This window comes from Streptomyces sp. S465 (genome assembly GCF_026898115.1).
Classification (GTDB): Bacteria; Actinomycetota; Actinomycetes; order Streptomycetales; family Streptomycetaceae; genus Streptomyces; species Streptomyces luomodiensis.
The window spans coordinates 8,935,634-8,956,437 of sequence record NZ_CP114036.1; the positions used below are offsets into that span (position 1 = coordinate 8,935,634).

14 protein-coding genes are annotated in these 20,804 nt (G+C 72.2%); 11 read left to right on the forward strand and 3 right to left on the reverse strand.

The genetic code is table 11. The features are described 5' to 3' along the window. Positions 1–291 precede the first annotated feature (291 nt). The 11 genes from N6H00_RS37685 (at position 292) to N6H00_RS37735 (ending at position 17,690) form a co-directional block, all read left to right on the forward strand. Entirely contained in the window at positions 292–5,445 is a 5,154-nt protein-coding gene (locus N6H00_RS37685) for a non-ribosomal peptide synthetase (RefSeq protein WP_268976385.1), read from the forward strand. Between the two features lies 1 nt (position 5,446). After that, positions 5,447–9,970, forward strand: a complete 4,524-nt coding sequence (locus N6H00_RS37690; protein ID WP_268976386.1) for a non-ribosomal peptide synthetase — start codon at positions 5,447–5,449, stop codon at positions 9,968–9,970. Beyond that, positions 9,967–10,161: an MbtH family protein gene (locus N6H00_RS37695; RefSeq protein ID WP_268976387.1), complete on the forward strand. Its 195-nt coding sequence runs from the start codon at positions 9,967–9,969 to the stop codon at positions 10,159–10,161. Before N6H00_RS37690 ends, N6H00_RS37695 begins: the two co-directional genes overlap by 4 nt. 119 nt (positions 10,162–10,280) lie before the next feature. Next, the gene (locus tag N6H00_RS37700) at positions 10,281–10,955 is read left to right on the forward strand and encodes a class I SAM-dependent methyltransferase (protein ID WP_268976388.1); all 675 of its coding nucleotides are present in this window, start codon (positions 10,281–10,283) and stop codon (positions 10,953–10,955) included. A gap of 26 nt (positions 10,956–10,981) precedes the next feature. Then, complete coding sequence (locus N6H00_RS37705; protein WP_268976389.1) at positions 10,982–11,764, forward strand: thioesterase II family protein; 783 nt, start codon at positions 10,982–10,984, stop codon at positions 11,762–11,764. A gap of 60 nt (positions 11,765–11,824) precedes the next feature. Then, positions 11,825–13,051, forward strand: a complete 1,227-nt coding sequence (locus N6H00_RS37710; RefSeq protein WP_268976390.1) for a cytochrome P450 — start codon at positions 11,825–11,827, stop codon at positions 13,049–13,051. Between the two features lie 434 nt (positions 13,052–13,485). Further along, on the forward strand, positions 13,486–13,977 hold the full coding sequence (locus N6H00_RS37715; RefSeq protein ID WP_268976391.1) for a nucleotidyltransferase domain-containing protein: 492 nt from the start codon (positions 13,486–13,488) through the stop codon (positions 13,975–13,977). A gap of 134 nt (positions 13,978–14,111) precedes the next feature. Further along, positions 14,112–14,957 (forward strand): hypothetical protein, encoded by an 846-nt coding sequence (locus N6H00_RS37720; protein WP_268976392.1) that lies wholly within the window; start codon positions 14,112–14,114, stop codon positions 14,955–14,957. 211 nt (positions 14,958–15,168) lie between these two features. Further along, positions 15,169–15,447 (forward strand): polyprenyl synthetase, encoded by a 279-nt coding sequence (locus N6H00_RS37725; RefSeq protein WP_268976393.1) that lies wholly within the window; start codon positions 15,169–15,171, stop codon positions 15,445–15,447. Next, entirely contained in the window at positions 15,437–16,492 is a 1,056-nt protein-coding gene (locus tag N6H00_RS37730) for a polyprenyl synthetase family protein (protein ID WP_268976394.1), read from the forward strand. The genes N6H00_RS37725 and N6H00_RS37730 overlap by 11 nt, the downstream gene beginning before the upstream one ends. A gap of 34 nt (positions 16,493–16,526) precedes the next feature. Next, a complete protein-coding gene (locus tag N6H00_RS37735; protein ID WP_268976395.1) occupies positions 16,527–17,690 on the forward strand; it encodes an oxygenase MpaB family protein in 1,164 nt (387 codons plus the stop codon). A gap of 45 nt (positions 17,691–17,735) precedes the next feature. Here N6H00_RS37735 and N6H00_RS37740 read toward each other — a convergent pair whose 3' ends face one another. The 3 genes from N6H00_RS37740 to N6H00_RS37750 are packed head-to-tail and all read right to left on the reverse strand — an operon-like array spanning position 17,736 to position 20,766. Continuing rightward, positions 17,736–19,355: an FAD-dependent oxidoreductase gene (locus N6H00_RS37740; protein ID WP_268976396.1), complete on the reverse strand. Its 1,620-nt coding sequence runs from the start codon at positions 19,353–19,355 to the stop codon at positions 17,736–17,738. Beyond that, a complete protein-coding gene (locus tag N6H00_RS37745) occupies positions 19,352–20,482 on the reverse strand; it encodes a zinc-dependent alcohol dehydrogenase (protein ID WP_268976397.1) in 1,131 nt (376 codons plus the stop codon). Before N6H00_RS37745 ends, N6H00_RS37740 begins: the two co-directional genes overlap by 4 nt. Further along, positions 20,479–20,766, reverse strand: a complete 288-nt coding sequence (locus tag N6H00_RS37750) for a YciI family protein (RefSeq protein ID WP_268976398.1) — start codon at positions 20,764–20,766, stop codon at positions 20,479–20,481. The genes N6H00_RS37745 and N6H00_RS37750 overlap by 4 nt, the downstream gene beginning before the upstream one ends. Positions 20,767–20,804: the final 38 nt, after the last annotated feature.

A 20,804-nucleotide genomic window follows, 5' to 3' on the forward strand; every position in this document is an offset into this window, starting at 1 on the left:
GCCTATCGGTGCAAAGTCTTTTAGGACCAAGCACGGATGCTGCGTCCACGGCATGACGCAGCTCCTCTACGACTGGCACCTAGGCGTCCGCGGCAAGCGATGACGCCGGCGCTTCACTGGGACACCGGACCTCGTCCCGCTGCGTACTGCGCACGTCGATGGCACCACCTGTCCGTACCCCCGGATCCGTTGAACAGCGCACGTACCACCTCGCGGCCATCGTGTACGGACGCCCGTGAGGTGGGCCGGCACGTCGTGCACCCCTCCTCTGGATCGGTAGGAGACCCCGAGATGCCCGCACGGTTCAGCATTTCCCCCACCGAGCGGCCGCCTGGAGCGGTGGCCGTACGGTGCGACGGACGTTCCCCCGTCACCTATGCCGAACTCGACGCCCGCTGTACCCGACTGGCCAACCGCCTGCGGGCACGCGGCGTCGGTCCGGAGACCGTCGTCGCCGTCTCCCTGACCGAACGCGCCGACACCTTGGTGGCCCTGCTCGCCATTCTGCGGGTGGGCGGCGTCTACCTGCCGCTGGACGCCACGGCGCCGGCCGAGCGCCGGCGGGAGGTGCTGGGGGACAGCGGTGCCCGCGTGGAGCTGCGCGACGGCCCGCACCCCGGTGCCGAGCCCGTTCTGGAAGGCCGGGCCGATTCCCCCCTGGCCGGCACCGACCCCACGGACGCCAACACGGCGTACCTCCTCTACACCTCGGGGACCACTGGGCGCCCCAAGGGCGTGTGCGTCTCCCGCGCGGCCCTGGCCACGCACCTCGACGACATGGCCGAGCGGCTGGAACTGGTGGCGGAGGACCGCGTTCTGTGGTTCGCCGCCCCCCATGTGGACGTCGCGCTGGAGCAGGCCCTGACACCCCTGCGGGTCGGCGCCACCGTGGTCACGCGCGGACCCGGGTTGCTGTCCTTTGATCAACTGGCCGATCTCATCGATCGCCACGCGGTGACCGTCGCCAACCTGCCGGGCGGTTACTGGAACACGTTCGCCTCGTCCCTGACCGGACATCACCGTGCCGCCTGCCGACGGCTGAGACTGATGATCTCGGGCAGTGAACGCATGTCCGCCCGTGCGGTGGCGAACTGGCAGCGGCTCCTTCCGGACGTGCCACTGCTCAACGCCTACGGACCCACCGAATCCGTCATCACCTCGACCCTCTTCCGGGTGCCGGCCGGTAGGACACCGCGGGACGAGATTCCCATCGGAACCGCCTGCGGGACGCGCGCCCTGCGCGTGCTGGACCGGCGGATGGCGCCCGTCCCCCGTGGACACGTCGGCGAGTTGTACATCGGCGGTGCTCCACTGGCCCGGGGATACCTGGCCCGTCCGGCGACGACCGCGGAACGCTTCGTGCCCGATCCGTACGCGGACTCCCCGGGCGCCCTGATGTACCGCACCGGCGACCTGGTCCGGGAGACCGACGGCGGGGACCTGGAATTCGTCGGCCGCGCCGACGACCAGGTGAAGATCAGAGGCTTCCGAGTGGAGCCGGCGGAGGTGCGGACCGCCCTGGAACGCCATCCCGCGGTACGTCACTGCGCCGTACTGGGGCGGTCCGCCCCCGGCGGCCGAACCACCCTGGTCGCCTACGTAGTGGCCCCCGACACCCCCGCCGCGGAGCTGGTGGCCCTGGCCCGCCGATTACTTCCGCCGCATATGGTGCCCACTGTCGTACCGCTGTCGGCCCTGCCGCTGACCGCGGACGGCAAACTGGACCGAGCGGCCCTCCCCGAACCCGCCCAGGCCACCCCCGACACCACCGCCGGAACCATCCACGAGGCGGAACTGTCCGCCACACAGAAGGCGCTGGCCGAGATCTGGCAGAGAATGCTGCGCGTACCGCGGGTCGGCAAGGACGACAACTTCTTCGCCCTGGGCGGTGACTCGCTGGCCGCGCTGCAACTGGCCGCCGAGCTCATCAGCGCGTACGGGCCCGGCCTGCCCGCCCAAGCGGTCTTCTCCGCGACCACGCTGGCCGAACTGGCCACCGTCCTCGACCAGGTCACCGGTGCGGCCGAGACGGAGTCCGCCGCGGCCGCGCACCAGCCCGGACCGGACGGCGCGCACCCCGCCACCGAGGGCACCGCCCAGCCGGAGGACGGCGGCCTGTCGGCCGGCCAGCGGTCGCTGTGGTTCCTGGAGCGCTGGGCGCCGGGGACGGCCACCTACAACGTGCCCTGGGCGTTCGAGCTCAGCGGTCCGGTCGACCACACCGTGCTCCAAGCGGCCCTGCGCACGGTCGTGGCCAGGCACGAGGTCCTGCGCTCGGTCGTCGTCGAGGACCTCGGCGAGCCGCGGCGCGTGATCCGCCCCGATCTGACGCTCGACCTGGAGCTCGTGGACCCGGCGGACCAGGAGGGGTCGGTCCACGCCCGGCTGCGGGCCGCGGCCCGGGACCCGTTCGACCTGGAGCGCGGCCCGCTGTTCCGAGCGGTCCTGGTACGCGGAGACGAGCAGCGGGCGGAGCGGGCGGTGCTGCTCACCGTCTTCCACCACCTGGTCTGGGACGAGCTGTCCCTGGCGGTCTTCGAGCGCGAACTCGCCGAGGCGTACACCGCGGCCCTGGAGCGGCGCGAGCCCGTCCTGCCGCCGCTGACCGCCGGTTACGACGACTTCGTCGCCTGGCAGACGAGGACGGCCGCCGGTGCGCCGCACCGAGCCGCGCTCGACCACTGGGCCCGCCGTCTGGCCGGTGCGCCGACCCTGCTGCGGCTGCCCACCGACCGGCCCCGGCCGGAACACCCCTCCTACGACGGCGCCACCGTGGAGTTCGCGGTGCCGGTGAGCGTCGGCTCCCGGGTCCGCGCCCTGGCCCGGCAGGAGGGCGCCACCCCCTTCCTCGTGCTGCTCACTTCCTGTGCCGCGACGCTGCGCAGGTACAGCGGCCAGGAGGACATGGTGATCGGCACCCCGGTGGCCGGCCGGAGCAGGCCCGAGTTCGAAGGACTGATCGGAAACTTCGTCAACCTGCTCGCCCTGCGCCTCGACCTCTCCGGCGAGCCCACCTTCCGGGAGCTGTTGCGCAGGGTCCGCACCGCCGTGCTGGCCGACTTCGGCCACCAGGACGTGCCGTTCGAGGCCGTGGTGGACCGGGTGCTCGGCCACCGCCCCACCGCACACGCCCCCCTGGTACAGGCGGTCTTCGAGATGCACCGGCACGCCGACGACGGGTGGCGGGCCGGACCGCTCACCGCCCGTCGTGCGCTGGTCCCCACCGGGACCGCGAAGTTCGACGTCGGCTGGCAGGTCACCGACGACGGACGCAGCTTCCACGGAGTGGTCGAGTACAACACCGGGCTCTTCGACGCGGGCACCGTGCGGGAACTGGTCGAGGAGTGGAAGGCCCTGTTGCGCGACGCGGTGCACGAGCCGGACACCGCGACCCGCGTCTGGCGAGGGGGCACGGCCCGGCCCGCGTCCGAGTCGGCACCGAGGGGAACGGCGATGGATGCCACACCAGCTGAGCACCGGTCGAGCAGACCGGCACCGACCGCCACCAACGCGCGGCGATCCGCCGCCCGGCAAAGCGGCCGGGCGCGCCCGGCCGACGAGGAGACCTTGGAACATCTGCTCCGTTCCCGCCCCGGCGGTGCCGATCCGAAGCGGCCCGCCGTGGCCGTCGAGGGGGCCTGCCTCAGCCACGCGGAGCTGACCGCGTCGGCAACCCGCCTCGCCCACCGGCTGCGCTCGCTCGGGGTCGGCCCCGGGGTCGTGGTGGGCGTGCTGGCCGAGCGCTCCCTCGACCTGGTCGTGGCGCTGCGCGCGGTGGTGGCGTCCGGCGGTGCCTACCTCCCGCTCGATCCGGAACACCCGGCCGAGCGCCTGGAGCACATGGTCACCGAGGTGGCGGCGCCGGTGGTCCTCGCCCAGCGCCGGTTCGCCCACCTGCTGCCCGCGGGAGAGGCCACCGTCGTGGACCTCGACGACCCGGACCGCTGGGCCGGGGAGCCCGACCAGCCCCCGGCGCCACTGGCCGGCCCCGCGGACCCCGCGTACGTGATCTTCACCTCCGGCTCCACCGGGCGGCCCAAGGCCGTCGCCACTTCCCACCGGGCCATCCACAACCGGCTCGTCTGGATGGACCGTCGGTTCCCGCTCGCCGCGGACGATGTGGTGCTCCAGAAGACGCCCTTCGGCTTCGACGTGTCGGTGTGGGAGTTCTTCTGGCCGCTGATGACCGGTGCGCGATTGGTCCTGGCCCGCCCCGGCGGCCACCGGGACCCCGGCTACCTGCGCGACCTGATCGTGGCCGAGCGGGTGACCACGGTGCACTTCGTCCCCTCCATGCTCCGCGTCTTCCTCGCCCAGCCGGGTGTCGAGGACTGCCGGTCGCTGCGCCGGACCGTGTGCAGTGGGGAAGAGCTGCCGCCACGGCTGGTCAACGACTTCCTCGGCCGGATGCCCGGAGTGCTGCACAACCTCTACGGTCCGACCGAGGCCGCGGTCGACGTCAGCGCCTGGCGGTGCCGGCCGCTGCCGCGGACGGCCGGCACCACGCCGATCGGGCGCCCGATCAGCGGCGTGCGGCTGCATGTGCTCGACTCCACCGGCGAACCGGTCCCGGCCGGTGTTCCGGGAGAGCTCTACATCGGCGGCGTGGCCGTGGCCATCGGCTACCTCAACCAGCCACGGCTCACCGCGGACCGCTTTGTGCCCGATCCGTTCCGCGATGACGGAAGCCGGCTCTACCGCACCGGCGACGCCGCGCGCCGGCGCGAGGACGGAGAGCTGGAATACCTGGGCCGGCTGGACGACCAGATGAAGATCCGCGGTCAGCGGGTCGAGCCGGGGGAGATCGAGGCCGTGCTGGAAGGACACCCGGCGGTGTCGACGGCGGTGGCGGTCCTCGTTCCCGACGGCGAGGACCACCGTTTGCAGGCCTATGTGGTGGTGGCGCCCGGAGACGAGGTCGACGCCGCGGAACTGCGCGACCGGGCCCGGTCCGTACTGCCGGACCACATGGTTCCCACGCACTTCCGTCGCCTGTCCGACGTGCCGCTCACCGCCAACGGCAAAGTGGACCGGTCCGTCCTGCGGGCCGGGGACGCCGGGGACCCCCTGCCGTCCGGCGCGCCCCTGCCCGAAGCGGGCGGTGCGGACGGTGACGAGCCGGTGGAGCACGTGCTGAACCGCATCTGGTCCATGGTGCTCAACCTGCCCGGACTCCACCGGGACCAGGACCTGTTCACCTCGGGGGCGCACTCGCTCAACGCGGTCCGCGTGCGGGCCAGGATCGCGGTGGCGCTGCACACCGACATCCCCCTGCGCGCGATGTTCGAGTCCCGGACCGTCGCCGAACTCGCCCGGTCCGTCCGGGCGAGTGCCGACTCCGTCGATGAGGTGGAGCGACGGGCCTCGGCTGTGGCCTCGCTTCCGCCGCTGGGGGACGCCGAGTGGGTGCGTGCGGTGACCGAACTCGATGTCGAGGTGAGGTGAGATGAGCGCTTTCTGGCAGCCCATCGTCCGGGCCGGCGAGCCGACGGCACCGCTGTCGGCCGGTCAGCGGTCCCTGTGGTTCCTCGACCGGTGGGCACCGGGCACGGCCACCTACAACCTGCCCTGGGTCCAGCGGCTGAGCGGGCGCCTCGACCCGGCTCTGGTGGAGCGCGCCCTGCGCGGTGTCGTCGAGCGGCACGAGGCGCTGCGCACGGTGTTCTCCGCGGCGCTCGGGGAGCCGAGGCAGGTGGTCCGCGCGGAGGCCGAGGTGCCGTTCACGGTGCGCGACCTCACCGAGGAGCCGGATCCGGAATCCCGGTCGGCGCTGCTGCTGCACGATGTGGTGCGCCGGCCGTTCGACCTGGAGCGGGGGCCGCTTCTGCGCGGCTGCCTGCTCAAGACGGGGCAGGACCGGTGGATCCTGGCAGTGGTCTTCCACCACATCATCTGGGACGAGCTGTCCACGGCCGTCTTCGAGCGGGAGCTGGCCGAGCTGTACACCGCCGCCGAGCACGGCCGGCCACCGGCCCTGGAACCCCTTCCGGTGCAGTTCACCGACTACGCCCGCTGGCAGCGGGAGCGGATGACCGGGGCCGCCTACGAGCGCGAACTGAAGTACTGGGAAGAGCGGCTCGGCGACGCGCCGGAGTCGTTGGCCCTGCCCACCGACCGGCGCCGTCCCGCGGCCCAGACCTTCCGCGGTGCCACGGCCACCGTGCCGCTCCCCGGGGACCTGCTGGACCGGACGCGCGAGGTGGCGCGGCACGAGGGCGCCACCGGCTTCATGGTGCTGCTGGCCGCGTTCGCCGCCCTCGTGCACCGGCACACCGGCCAGAGCGACCTGGTGCTCGGCACCCCGGTGGCCGGCCGGGACCGGCTGGAACTCGAGGGTCTGCTCGGATACTTCGTCAACATGCTTCCGCTGCGGATCGACACCGGGGCGGAGCCGACCTTCAGACACCTGCTGGAGCGGGTCCGCGACGGTGTACTGGAGGACTTCGACCACCAGGACGTGCCGTTCCAGGCCGTGGTGGACCGGGTGCTCGCCGGCCGGCCGGCCGGCCACTCCCCGTTGGTCCACGTGGTCTTCGGCTACCACGACGGCCGGGGTGCGGACCGGTTGCGCCTCGGTGACGCGATCGGCCACCCGGTGCCCACCGACACCGGCACCGCCAAGTTCGACCTGATCTGGTCGGTCTGTGACGAGGACACGGGGGCGCGGCTCGAGGTCGAGTACAACACCGACCTCTTCGACGAGGCGACCGTGGTGCGCATGGCGCGGCGCTGGGTGAGGCTGCTGGACGCGGTGCTGGCCGACCCCGAGGCCGGCATCGCCCGTGTCGACCTGCTCACCGACGAGGACCGCGCGGTGGTCCAGCCGGTGGCCGCGCCCCGGGTGCCGGCCGGCGCCAGACTGCACGAAACCTTCGAACGGATCGTGGCCGCACACCCCGAGCACATCGCCGTCAGCCACGGCGAGGAGCGCCTCACCTACGCGCAGCTGAACGCCCGAGCGAACCGGCTGGCCCGGTTCCTGCGATCGCGTGGCATCGAGCGGGGAGACCGGGTCGGGCTGTCGCTGGAGCGCGGTCCTGCCCAGGTCGAAGCGGTGCTCGCGGTGCTCAAGGCGGGAGCCGCCTACGTACCTGTCAACCCCGCCGACCCGGTCGACCGGCAGGAGCTGGTCTTCGGTGACGCGCGGGTCCGGCTGGTGCTGCGGGACGAGGACGTGGCCGCCGCGGCGGCATCCCGGACGTGGCCGGAGGGGAACCTGTCCCTCGCGGGCTCGGCCGAGGACTCCGCGTATGTGATCTTCACCTCGGGTTCCACCGGGCGCCCCAAGGGGGTGGAGGTGGCACACCGCAACGTGACCGCCCTCTTCGAGGCGGCGGCCGGGAGGTTCGGTTTCCACGCGGACGACGTGTGGACCGCGTTCCACTCCTATGCCTTCGACTTCTCCGTATGGGAGATGTGGGGGGCCCTGCTGTACGGAGGACGGTTGGTCGTGGTGCCCCTGGCGACCGCGCGGGCACCCGGGCGGTTCGCCGAACTGCTGGTGCGCGAACGGGTCACCGTCGTCAGCCAGACCCCGTCCGCGCTGGCCCAGCTGACCTCCGCGCTGGCCGACATCCCCGTTCCGGCCGAGGACCTGCGGTGGGTGGTGCTGGGCGGCGAGGCGTTGCAGCCGCACCACGTCGCCACCTGGTTCGAACGGGCCAAGGCCCCGGCGGCCCGGCTGTGCAACATGTACGGGATCACCGAGACCACCGTGCACGTGACCGCGCATCACATCGAGTCCGCGGGCTCCTTCGAGCACAGCGTCATCGGCCGCCCGCTGCCGCACCTGTCCGTCGCGGTGCTCGACCCGCACGGTGCGCCGGTGCCGATCGGTGTGGTGGGCGAAATGGTGGTCGGCGGGGCCGGTGTGGCCAAGGGCTACGTGGGCAATCCCCGGCTGACCGCGCACCGGTTCGCTCCCGGACCGGTGCCCGGGGACACCTCACCGTGGTATCGCACCGGCGACCTGGCCCGGTGGCGCGGGGACGGCACCCTGGAGTACCACGGCCGCGGCGACGACCAGGTGAAGATCCGCGGCTTCAGGATCGAGCCGGGCGAGATCCGCCATGCGCTCCTGGCACACCCGCAGGTCCACGACTGCGCGGTGGTCGCGCACCAGGACCCGGACGCCCCGCCCCACCTGGTCGCCTACGTGGTGGGCGAGGCCGGCGCCGCCGAGGTCCGCGCCTTCCTCGGCGCGCGGCTCCCGGCCCACCTGGTGCCGTCCATCGTCATGTCGCTGGACGAACTGCCGCTGACCTCCAACGGCAAGGTGGACCGGCGTGCGCTGCCCCGGCCCCGGGCCGAGGCCGAGCGCGGCACCGGGCACACCGCACCGGAGACCGACGCGGAGCGGCTGGTGGCCGAGGCGTGGCAGGAGGTACTCGGCGTGGCGGACATCGGCAGGGAGGACAACTTCTTCTCCCTCGGCGGCGACTCCATCCGCAGTGTCCAGGTGGCCGGGACGCTCCACAAGCGGGGGTACGAACTGGACCTGGAGGCGTTCTTCACCACCCCGGTACTGGCCGAACTGGCGTCCCGGCTGCGACGCGCCGACGGGTGCGCCGACACCGGCGGCCGGACGCCGTTCGAGCTGGTCCCCGCCGCCGACCGCGACTTCCTCCCGGCCGGCCTGGACGACGCCTATCCCATGACCTCCATGCAGCTGGCCATGGTCTACCACATGGAGGCCGACCCGGGGCGCCGCCCCTACCAGAACGTCAACAGCTACCGGATGTCCGGTGACTTCGACGAGAAGGCGTTCGCCGCCGCGCTCGCCGAGGCCATCCACCGGCACCCGGTCCTGCGCACCAGTTTCGACCTGGTCTCCTTCAGCGAACCGATGCAACTGGTCCACCGGGACGCGCCGGTGCCCCTGAAGGTGGAGGATCTGCGTGCGGTGGGCGAGTCCGAGCAGCTGACCCGCGTCACGGACCTGGCGCTGCGCGAATGGGCCGTCCCCTTCGACCTCACCACCGCCCCACTGCTGCGGGTCGTCGTGCAACGCCTCGCCGAGGACGTCTACCAGCTCACCCTGGTCGAACACCACGCCATCCTGGACGGCTGGAGCTTCACCTCGCTCTTCGCCGAACTGCTGGAGCGGCACGCCGCACTGCGCGACGACCCGGCGTCCCCTCCGCCGCCGGCGCCCACCTCCCTCTTCCGGGACTACGTGGCCCTGGAGGCCGCCGCCAAGGTGTCCGCGGTGTCGCGGGAGTTCTGGGCACGGCGGATGTCCGGGGTCCGCCCGACCCGGTTGGGCAGCACCGCGAAGCGGGGTGAGGGACGCGGTGCCGACACGGGCGTGGTGGAGCGCGTGCTGCCGGACGCGCTGGCCGCCCGCGTCCCGGCGTTGGCCGCGGCCGGCGGGGTCGGCGCGAAGAGCGTCGCGCTGGCCGCCCATGTGGCGGCGATCTCCCGGCTGGCCCGCACCCATGAGGTGGTGACCGGGCTCACCGTCAACGGCAGGCTGGAGGACGGGGCCGGTACCGAGGCCCGCGGTGTCTTCCTGAACACCGTCCCGCTGCGCGTACCGCTCGACGGGCAGACCTGGACCTCCCTGGTGCGCGAGGTGCACCAGCAGGAGAGCGAGATCACGCCGCACCGCAGGACGCCGTACAGCGAGATCGCAAGACACCTGGCCGACCCCACCCTGGACTGCAGCTTCACCTTCAACCGGTTCCACGCCCTGGGCCGTCTCCCGGCCGCGCAGACCCGCATCGTGGACCCGCGGCTCGGTGTGGAGCCGACGGTGCGCCGGGAACCCAACCACTTCGCGCTGAACGTGGCGTTCGTCCAGGACCCGACGTCGGACCGGGCCATGCTGATCGTGGACAGCGCGGACAGCTCCCTGACACCCGATCAGCTCCACCAGTACGTCGCCGACTTCCTGGCGGCGATCCAGCACATGGCCGACGTACCGGACGGCTCCGTCACCACGTGGCGGGGCGGAGAGGGACCCCGATGAGTGAACCACGACCGCCGGAGACCTACACGGTGGTGGTCAACGACGCCGGCCAGTACTCGGTGTGGCCGGCCCACCGGGCGGTGCCCGGAGGCTGGCGGGAGACCGGCTTCCGGGGCGACCGGGACAGCTGCCTCGACCACGTCGAGCAGGTGTGGGAGGGGCCGCGCCCCGCCACGCCGCGTCCCGCCTGATCCCCCGGCGGGCCGGCCCCGGGGAGGGGGTGAGGCACCTGGAGTTCCGCGCCCCGGACACCGGAGCACCGTCTGCCACCCCTCGCCAACCGATCGCCCGACAACCCAAGGAGTGCAACATGTCGCGTCAGAAGGGCACCGGCCCGGGTGCGTTCAGCCCCGAGGGAGACCCGGTCGAGCTGTACTCGATCCTGCGGGCCGGCCGGACGCCCCAGGTGGTGGACAGCGCACTGCCCCGCGAAGCCTCGGTACTGGAACTCGGCGCGGGCACTGGACGTGTCACCCACCCGCTGATCGCCCTGGGGCACCGGGTGGTCGCGGTCGACCACAGCGCCGAGATGCTGGCCAGGATCGAGGGAGCCGAAACCGTCCACGCCGAGATCCCGGACCTGCGGCTCGGCCGGACCTTCGACGCCGTGGTGCTCGGCTCCTGCCTGGTCAACCTCACCGACGCGGAAGTGCGCTACGAGATGATGGCCACGGCCAGGCGCCATGTGCGCCCCGGCGGCAGCGTACTGATCGAACGGGCACTGCCCGAGTGGTTCACCGGGGTCGGCGAACCCAGGGTGTGGGACGACCTCACCGCCACCCTGCTCAACGTGGAGCGGCTCACCCCCGATCTGGTGCGCGCGTTGATGGAGTACCGCTGGCAGGGGCGCCGTTGGACGCACCTCCAGATCGTCCAGTTCCTCGACGACAGCACCATCGACACCTACCTGGAGGCGGTCGGGCTGCGTCGCAAGGAATGGATCACCGAGGACACCTCATGGCTCGCCGCCTGCCCCGTCAGCTGATCAGCCCAAGAGAGCGAGGCGCCTTCGTGCACGCTTCCCGCACGGCCCCCCGGACCGAGGGAGACTGGTTCTGGCTACCGGTGCCCCGCCCGCACGCCGCCATCCGACTGCTCTGTTTCCCCCACGCGGGTGGGGACGCCACCGCCTTCACCTCGCTCGGCCGGCTGCTGCCCGAGGAGATCGAGCTGTGGGGGGTGCGGATGCCCGCGCGGGGCGGGCGCGCCCGCGACCCCTACCCGGAGAGTTTCGGCGCACTGGTCCACGCGGTCGGCGAGGCCGCGCTGCCCCACCTCGACCGGCCTTACGCCGTGCTCGGCCAGAGCATCGGCGCACTGGTCGGCTATGAGGTGGCCAGGAAGCTGAGCGCCCGGCTGGCCCCGACGGCCTGCGTCGTCATCGGATTCGCGCCCCCGCACACGTGGCGGGAGACACCCGGTTCCGGCGGCGACGCCGACGTGCGCGACCTGGTGGACTTCATGCTCCGCAACGACGCGCGGGCCGGCGCGGTGATCACCCATCCGGCCCTGCGGGAGATGGTGCGACGGGTGCTCCTGGCCGACATGGGTCTGGTCCGCAGCTACCGGGACCCGGGCACCGGACCGCTGGACTGCCCCCTCCAGGCCATCCTCGGGGCCGACGACGAGGCGGTCACCGCGGGGGAGATGGAGGAGTGGAAACGCTGCTCCACCGGTGGCCACCGGCTCGATGTGCTGCCGGCCGGGCATCTGGTGATCCAGTCCGGCGAGACCGCCGCGCGGCAGGTGGCCGCCATCGTCGGGGACCTGCTGCTGCCGTCCCTGTACCAGTGAGTCACTCGCCGATGACGGGCCGAGGAACCGCAACCGATGCCGGCAGACCTAAGGACCAGCATGAACACGGTAACCCGTACGACCGCCCTGCCCGACCTCACCGACCCCGCGTTCTGGGCGCGCGAGGACAGCCACCTGATCCTCCGTGAGCTGCGCCGCCGGGCGCCGTTGTGGCGACTGGAGTCGGCCGCGGAGGGGCCGCTGTGGTGCGTGCTCTCCTACGCGTTGGCCGGCGAGGTCCTGGGCGACGCGGCCCGGTTCAGCTCCGAGCGCGGATCTCTGCTGGGCACCGGCAGGGACCGGGCGCCGGCCGGCGCGGGGAAGATGATGGCGCTCACCGACCCGCCGCGCCACCGGGAGCTGCGGAATCTGGTGCTGCCGTTCTTCACCAAGCGGAAGGCGGCCGAGCTCAGCGGACGGGTGGCCGACCTGACCCGGCAGGTGGTGCACGGCGCGCTGGAAGCGGCGGAGACCGACTTCGTCAGGGACATCAGCACGGCGGTTCCGCTGACCGTCATGTGCGATCTGCTCGGTGTCCCGGACGAGGACCGGGACCATGTGGTGCGGATGTGCGACCGGGCGTTCCTCGGCGACACCCCCGCAGAGCGCGCCGAGGCGCACCAGCAACTGCTGCCCTACCTGTTCGCCCTCGGGCTGCGTCGCCGGGCCGACCCGCGGGACGACATCATCAGCTCACTGGTCACCCACGAGGTGGACGGCCGTCGGCTGCCGCTGGACGAGGCTCTGCTCAACTGCGACAACATCCTGGTCGGCGGGGTGCAGACGGTACGACACACCTCGACCATGGCGATGCTCGCGCTGACCCGGCACCCGGACGCCTGGCAGGCCATGCGCGAGGACGGATACGACCCCGAGCTCGGGGTCGAGGAGCTGCTGCGCTGGACCTCGGTGGGCCTGCACGTGCTGCGCACGGCCCGGACGGACACCGAACTCGCCGGACAGCGCATCCGGGCAGGGGACCGAGTGGTGGTCTGGACACCGGCCGCCAACAGGGACGAGGCGGAGTTCGAGGACCCCGGCCGACTGCGGCTGGACCGCACCCCGAACCGGCATCTGGCCTTCGGCTGGGGACCGCACTACTGCATCGGTGCGCCACTGGCCCGGGTGGAGCTGGCCTCGCTCTTCGGCGCCCTGGCCGAGGTGGCCGAAGGGGTCGAGGTGCTGCGGCCACCGGTGCCCAACCGCTCCCTCATCAACTTCGGGCTCGACTCCCTCGTGGTGCGCCTGCACGCGAGGGAAACGGCCGGCCGGCCGCGCCCGGTCTGAGCACCGTGTCGAACGCGGCCGCGCCGCACAGGTCCGCGCCCCGACGCGGACGGGGATCGAGGGACCGGGCGGGCCCTCGTTCCCCGTGCCACCGAGCCGACGTGGGGGAGTGCGGCGTCACTCGGCCGGATCGGTCTCCCAGGGACGCGGGGGCTCGGCACGTCCAGCGACCACCTCACCGACTCCGGCATCACCGCGATCGCCACGGGAGTCTTCGACGAGTACGGCATCTGCGCGACGATCGCCGTCGTGGGCACGATCCGCACGCTGCCGGTGGACGGCGGTCCCTTCCGCGACGACCTCCTGTCCGCGGCCGCCTCGATCTCCGAGCGCATGGGCGGCGTGGTACCCGTGGCGTGACGCGAGGGGTCCATCGGGACGCAGGGACGGCACCCTGGACTTCCCGCCTCGGGAGAGCGAAAGGAACACGGGCCATGACCGGCGACGATGTGCTGGAGATCCTGGACACGCTCCGAAAGGCCGGCGCGGACGTCTGGATCGGTGGCGGCTGGGGCATCGACGCCCTGCTGGGCAGGCAGACCCGGCCGCACCGCGATCTGGATCTCATGCACCGCCAGGAACAGGAGCCGGCGGTCGTCGCGGCCCTCGCCGAGGTCGGCTTCACCGAATCGCTCAACTGGCGCCCCGTGCGATTCGTCGTCGCCGATACGGCGGGACGCGAGATCGACCTGCACCCCCTGGTCTTCACACCGGATGGACGCGCCACCCAGGCTTCGCCGGAACCAGGGCGCCCGTTCATCTATCCGGCAGCGTGCTTCGTCACCGGCGTAATTCAGCACCGCACCGTTCCCTGTCTCTCCGCCGACCAGCAGGTCTACTTCCACCAGGGCTACGAGCCCACCGACCGCGACCGCCACGACATGGCCCGGCTCCGCGAAGCGTTCGGGATCGCCACGCACTTCTGAGCCGCTCCACTCGGCGGAACCTCGTGAGCCGCGTGTCCCGGCTTCATGTGATGTGTCACGAGCGGGTACACGTCTTGTGGCGGAACGTCCACCGGGGGAACGGGCGGACGTGTGGTTCGCTTAGAGTGCCGGTCATGTCTCAGCCAATGATCTTCGAGCGCACCGCTCAGCACCAGCAGTCCACCCGGATACCGTCCCGACGGAAGAAGCAGACCCTGATCGCGGCCATCGGCATCGGCCTGGCCGTCGTCCTGAGCGGGTGCAACGACGACACCGGCGATGCCACGGACAACGACACCAGCGCCGCGGGGTCGAAGTCGCCCTCGGCGGCGTCATCCCCGTCCTCTGCGTCCTCCGCCCCGGCGAGCCCCTCGGGCGATCAGCCGTCGGTCGCGGGATGGCAGACGCAGACCGCGCAGAAGCACCACTTCCGCTACGACGTGCCCGCCAAGGCCGCCAAGTGGAAGGTCCTCGGCGAGGACACGGCCCTCTCCTACACGGACAAGGACGGCCGGCCGATCGTCGTCATGACCGCGGCCGCCAACTACCGCGAGGGCGGCTGCGCGTCGAGTCCCAACCCGAAGGCATTCGGCGAGGCGGGCAAGGGCCAGCTGGCCACCGTCGGCACCACGGGCGGCGGCAAGGACGGCACCCTCCAGGAGAACGCGCGTAACTGGGCGGGCAACTGGGGCTTCGCCGCGTACGGCGGTGCGGACCACAAGCCCGAGATCGAGGTCAGTCAGGCCAAGCCGTGGAAGCAGGGTGGCATCGACGGCTACACCGCGACCGCCCAGGTGACCGTCACCAACCGCCCCAGCTCATGCGTCCCGCCGAAGGCCGTCGTGCACAGCATCGCGCAGAAGCTCCCCGACGGCACCATGCACGGCTGGGTGATCTACGCGGACCAAGGGGTGCCGAACGCGCTGACGGACGCCGAGATCAAGAAGATCATGAGCACGGTCCGGTCCACCGGCAGCTGACACGATCGAACTGAAGCGAGGAAGGCGCAGGACCTGAACCCCGGCCACCGGCGAGTGCGGGTCCTGCGCCGGAGTTGCAATCCGCCGGACACGCGCATGTGTTCGTGTGATCACCCGTTCGTGAGTTCCGTCGTTCTCTCGCTCCCCGCGAGACGATGCTGAAGAGGGGGCGCGCGACCGGCGACGCCCCCGAGGGGTGAGGGGAGAAGGCGTGGCTGGGGATACCGGACGCCGTGGGGACCTGGACGAGCAGGCGGTGTTGCTGGTGGCGGGTCTTGCCGATGTGGCCGTGAGCACTCTGGGTTCGGCCGTGGGAGCGGTGCGCGGGTTGTTGCGCCGTTCGGACACCGCGCAGCTGGCCGCGGACGCCGAGCGGGATCTGATGGCGCGCGGGCGCCTGGCTCTGGACCGGTATGCGGCTGTGCCGCCGGCCCACCTCGAGGTGCTGGCTCAGCATGTCCTGGCCCGGCAGGCGGGCGATGGCGCCTGACCGGGGGGACGCGTCGACGTTCAAGGACCGTGTCGACGGCGTGCTGTGGCGGTTCGTGGGGGCGGAAGCCGACCGGCTGGCAGCCATCGACGCGGCCCTCGATCCGGTCGCCGATCAGCTGCGGGCGGCGGTGGTGGCAGGCAAGCGGCTGCGGGCGGCGTTCTGCTACTGGGGCTGGCGGGCGGCCGGGCAGCCGGACAGTGACGCCATGGTGCGGGCGGCGGCCTCGATGGAGCTGGTGCACGCCGCGGCGGTGGTCCATGACGACCTGATCGACGACAGCCCGCTCCGGCGTGGCCGGCCCACCGTCCACATGGCATTGCGGTCCGCCGTGGCCGGTCGGCCCCGGGCCGCGCACACCGGACAGGCGCTGGCGATGCTCGTGGGCGACCTGCTGATGTCGCTCGCGGGACAGCTGTTCGCGACCAGCGGTCTGCCCGCCGCGTACCTCGGCCGGGCACGCCCGCTGTGGGGGACCCTGGCACGGGAGCTGATCGCCGGTGAGTGCCTGGAGATCCTGCACACCGCGGGCACCCCCGACGTGGCGGCTTCGCTGAAGGTGGTGCGCTACAAGACCGCCAAGTACACCGTCGAGCAGCCGCTGCTGATCGGCGGCGCCCTGGCCGGGGCCGGGGACCGGCTGTGCGCGGGCTACTCCGGCTACGGTGTGCCGCTGGGGGAGGCGTTCCAGCTGCGGGACGATCTCCTCGGACTGTTCGGCGACGAGCGGCTCACCGGCAAGTCCGCCGCGGATGACCTGCGCGGCCACCGCCCCACCGCGCTGCTGGCGGAGACGTGGCGCCTGGCCGACGACACCGAGCGTGAGCGGCTGCGTGCCCTGCTCGGGCGTCCGGACCCGGACGGGGAGTGCCTCGACACGGTACGGGAGCTGATGCGCCGCCTGAAGGCGCCGGACCGCGTCGAGGTGATGATCGGCGAACGGGTCGACGCGGCACTCGCCGCGCTGGACACGCTGCACCTGCCCGCGCCCTCGGCCGAAGCCCTGCACGCCCTGGCGCACTCGGCCACGGTTCGCCAGTACTGACCTGCTTTCCGGCCGGCACACAAGGAGCACTGCCATGACCTACACCGAGACGTCGCTGGACGCTCTGCGCCAGGCCGGTGACGAACTGGCCGACGCCACCGTCGCCACGCTCTTCGAACGCGGGGAAGTCGGCACGTTCAACACGCTGATGCGCTACGTCTCCACCGTCGGCGCCCCCCTGCCCGACGGGCTGCCGGAGGTGGCCCGCGCGTACCTTGAGGCGACCAGCGTCCCGCCCGCCTGGGTGGACTGGGGGGAGATGGAGAAAGCACGGCTGTTCTTCATCGACAACAACGTGCACATCTCCACCGCGCTGTCCTTCGCCTCCATGCCCGCCTGCTACCTGGTTCCCCGCGTGGCGAAGCTGTTGTCGGCCACCCACTCGCTGAAGTACCCGTCCAAGCGGATGGCGGAGACCGGCCAGTTCACCGTCTACCTGATGCGGCCCGACGCCTTCGAGGCCGGCAGCCGGTTCGTCCCCGCCGCCCAGAAGGTCCGCCTGCTGCACGCCTCCATCCGCCACCACCTCAAGCGCGAGAACCGCTGGGACAGCGAGGCGCTCGGGACACCGATCTGCCAAGAGGACATGATCGGCGGGCAGATGTTCTTCTCCCTGCTCGTCCTCGACAGCCTGCACCGCCTCGGCATCCACCTGTCCACCGAGGGCGCGGAGGCCTACTACTACGCCTGGCGCGTGGTCGGCGCCATGCTCGGCGTCGACCAGGACGCGGTCCCCAAGACCCTCGAGGAAGCCCGCCGGTTCCTCGACGCGTACATGATCCGGTACATGGGCCCCTCCGACGAGGGCGCGCACCTGACCCGGCAGCTCATCGACCTCTACGAGGAGGTCGTCCCCGGCACCTTCTTCGACCCGATCGTCTCCGCGCTCATCCGCTACCTCATCGGCGACACCTGCGCCGACTGGCTCCAGGTCCCCAGCGGCCCATGGGACAGCGTCGTCAAGGCCGCCCCCCACCTCCTCGGTGTGCTGGAGACCATCGAGGACCGCTCTCCCCTCGGCGCCTGGGCGCTGGACCGCCTCGGCCACCTCACCACCGTCTTCGAACTGTCCTCCCTCACCCGTGGACGCGTCATGCACTACGCCATCCCCGAACACCTCAAGAAGGACTACGGCGTCGCCGGCACCGTGCCCCGCACCCGCCGCTGGACCCCACCCGCACCCACCGTCGCGCCCTGACCCTGTCCTCCAGCGGTGGGGCGGCGGCGGGCACCCCCGAGGGCGTCATGCGGAAGCGCTCACCGTGGCCGCGAGGTGCTCGCCGACGGCGAAGCCGCGGGTGATGGCCGAGCCCAGGGTGGCGCCACCGCCCGGATAGGCGTCGTGGAAGACGGTCGCCGAGCAGTTCCCGGCCGCGTACAGCCCGGCGATCGGTGCGCCGTGGTGGTCCAGTACCCGCCCGTCGAGGTCGGTGCGCAGGCCGCCCGCGGTGCCGAGCACACCGGCGTGGACGGGCACGGCGTAGAACGGGGCCTTCTCCACCGGTGCCAGACAGGGGTTGGGGGTGTGGGCCGGGTCGCCCAGATGCCGGTCCTGTTCGCTGGCGCCGCGCCCGAATTCGGTGTCGACGCCGACGCGGGCGTCCGCGTTGAAGCGCCGCAGGGTCCGTATCAGACCGTCCGGGTCGATGCCGCAGGCGCGGGCCAGGTCGGCGGGGGTGCCGGCGGAGACCATCCACGTCTCGGGCGTACCCGGGGTGGAGCCGGCGATCGGGTACGTGTTCAGGTAGGACTGGTCGAAGACAAGCCACGCCCGGGCGTTGGCGCTGCGGCCGCTGCGCGGGTCGGTGTTGCCGAAGACCCGGTTGAGGTCGTGGTAGTTGGTGGCTTCGTTGACGAACCGCCGGCCCTGGGAGTTGACCGTGACCGAGCCGGGCAGCGTCAGCTCCACGTTGCCCATACGGCCCGACGGCAGACCGTCGTACCGCTGGGTGGGAGCGGTGATCACCGGTACGCCCCATACGGCGGTCATGTCGGCGACCGCGGCCCCCGCGGCCAGTCCCAGCAGCAGCCCGTCGCCCTCGTTGCTGGGTGCGCTGATCGGGGTGACCGGGAAGGGCAGGTAGGCGGCGCGTAGCCGTGGGTTCCACTCGAAGCCGCCGGAGGCGAGGACGACCCGGCCGGCCGCCACCCGCGCCGCGCCGTCGGATACCGACACCCGCCATCCGGTGTCACCGCGCTCCAGACCGGTGACCCGCGCCGGTGCGGCGAGCGTCACACCGCGCCTGAGGGCCGTGACCACCAGCCGCCCCACGAGGGCGCCGCCCATGGTGCGCACACCGGACCGCCCGCGCTGGGCGAGCAGTTCCGGGTCGACGGGGGCGCCTTTGAGGGCGTCCCGCTCGTTCATGCTGATCGGCGGGAAGTAGGTGGGCGGGCGCAGGGCCTCGGCGAGCCCCGGGTAGGGGGCCGGGTCGAACGGATCGTTGTCCAGGCCGCGTCCGGTGGCCGCGCCGTCCCATTCCGGGTGGTAGTCGGGGCGGGCGAGCGGGGTCAGACGGACTTCCGTGCACGCGTCGAGGTAGCGGACGGCGGCGGCCGATGTGGTGAGGTACCAGTGGATCTCGGCGTCGGTCATCCGGCCCTCGGTAGCGGCCCGAAGATAACGCGCCGCCGCCTCGCGGCTGTCCGGGTAACCGGCCTTTTCCATCAGGTGGTTGCACGGCGCCCACATGACACCGCCACCGACCGCCGAGGTACCGCCCAGCCGTTCGGCCTTCTCCAGGACGAGTACGGACAGGCCCGCCCCCGCGGCACGCGCGGCCGCCACCAGGCCGGCCGCGCCGCTGCCGATGACGGCGACGTCGTAGTGATCGCGCAGCTCCGTGAGCGGGGTGGTGATCATGAGGCGGCGCCCGGCATGTCGATGGCGACCTTGCCGACCAGTTCGGTGCGGGAGCGCATCGTCTCGAACGCCGCACCGGCCTGGTCGAACGGGAAGCGATGGGTGATCAGCGACGCCGCCTGCCGGGTGTGCCGGGAGAGCAGTTCGGCGGCCTCACCGATCAGCTCCTGGCTGTTACGGCTGCCGATCAGGTCGATGTCCTTCACCGGCACGGTGCGCATGGAGAAGGTGACCTCGCGGTCGGAGATGCCGACGGCGACCACGCGGCCCGCGGTGGCCACCGCCCGCAGGGCGTTGTTCAGTGAGCTGGGCACACCGGTGGCCTCGAAGACCAGCGAGGGTCCGTGCCCGCCGGTCCACGTGGTCAGCAGCTCGGCCTGGTGCGGTTCGGGGAACGGCGCGGCGGTGTCGATCAGTACGGTGTCCACCGCGCCGAACTCGCGGGCGAACGCACAGCGTTCCGGCACCGTGTCGGCGGCGACCACCTCGACGCCGAGCGAGGTGAGGTACAGCGTGCACAGCAGCCCGATCGGACCACTGCCCAGCACCAGCGCCTGCTCCCCGGCGACGGGGCGGGCCCGGTTGACGGCCTGCATCGCGATGCTGGTCGGTTCACACAGGGAGGCGAGGCGAGCGGGCAGGGCCTTGGGGGCGGGGAAGAGCTTGGCGACGGGGATGGCCATCAGCTCGGTGAGCGCGCCCGGCACGTCGTAGCAGCCGTACACGGACATCCGGTCGCAGGCGTTGGTGCGGCCGATGGAGCAGGCGTGACAGCTGCCGCAGGCGAGGATCGGGGACACGGCCACCCGGTCGCCGACCGCCAGGCCGGGGTGCGGAGCGGGGAGTTCCTCGATCACACCGCAGAACTCGTGGCCCTGCACCATGGGCAGTTCGGTGGCGTAGTCGTCCTCCCAGATGTGCAGATCCGTGCCGCAGAGGGTGACCGTCTCCACGCGTACCAGCGCCTGGTCCGGCGCGGGGACCGGGACCGGACGCTCCTCGTAGCGGATCGTCTCCTTGGCGACCGTGCAGGCGGCCCGCATGGTGCGTCGCCGCACGGTACGTCGCGGTCCGGCGGCGGCACCGGCCGCCTCGACCGCGGTGGCCGCGCTCGTGGTGGGGTTCACCGCACACCGCCGAAGAAGATCTGCCAGTCCCGGATGGTGCGCTCGGCGATCAGACCCTCCCGGTGGAAGGGGTCCTGGTCCAGCAGAGTGGCGAGCTCATCGGCCGACTCGGCCCGGAAGACCAGCAGCGCGCCGGGCGTGCCGTCCGGACCGAAGGGGCCGGAGACGCGCAGGCGCCCGGCGTCGACCTGGCTTTCCAGGAAACTCTTGTGCTCGGGCCGGTGCTGGTCCCGGGCACGGGCCGAGTCCTCGGCGTAGGTGTAGGTGACTGCGAAGGTGGCCATGGGACGGGTTCCTCTCCCGTTCTCGATCGTTGTGTTCG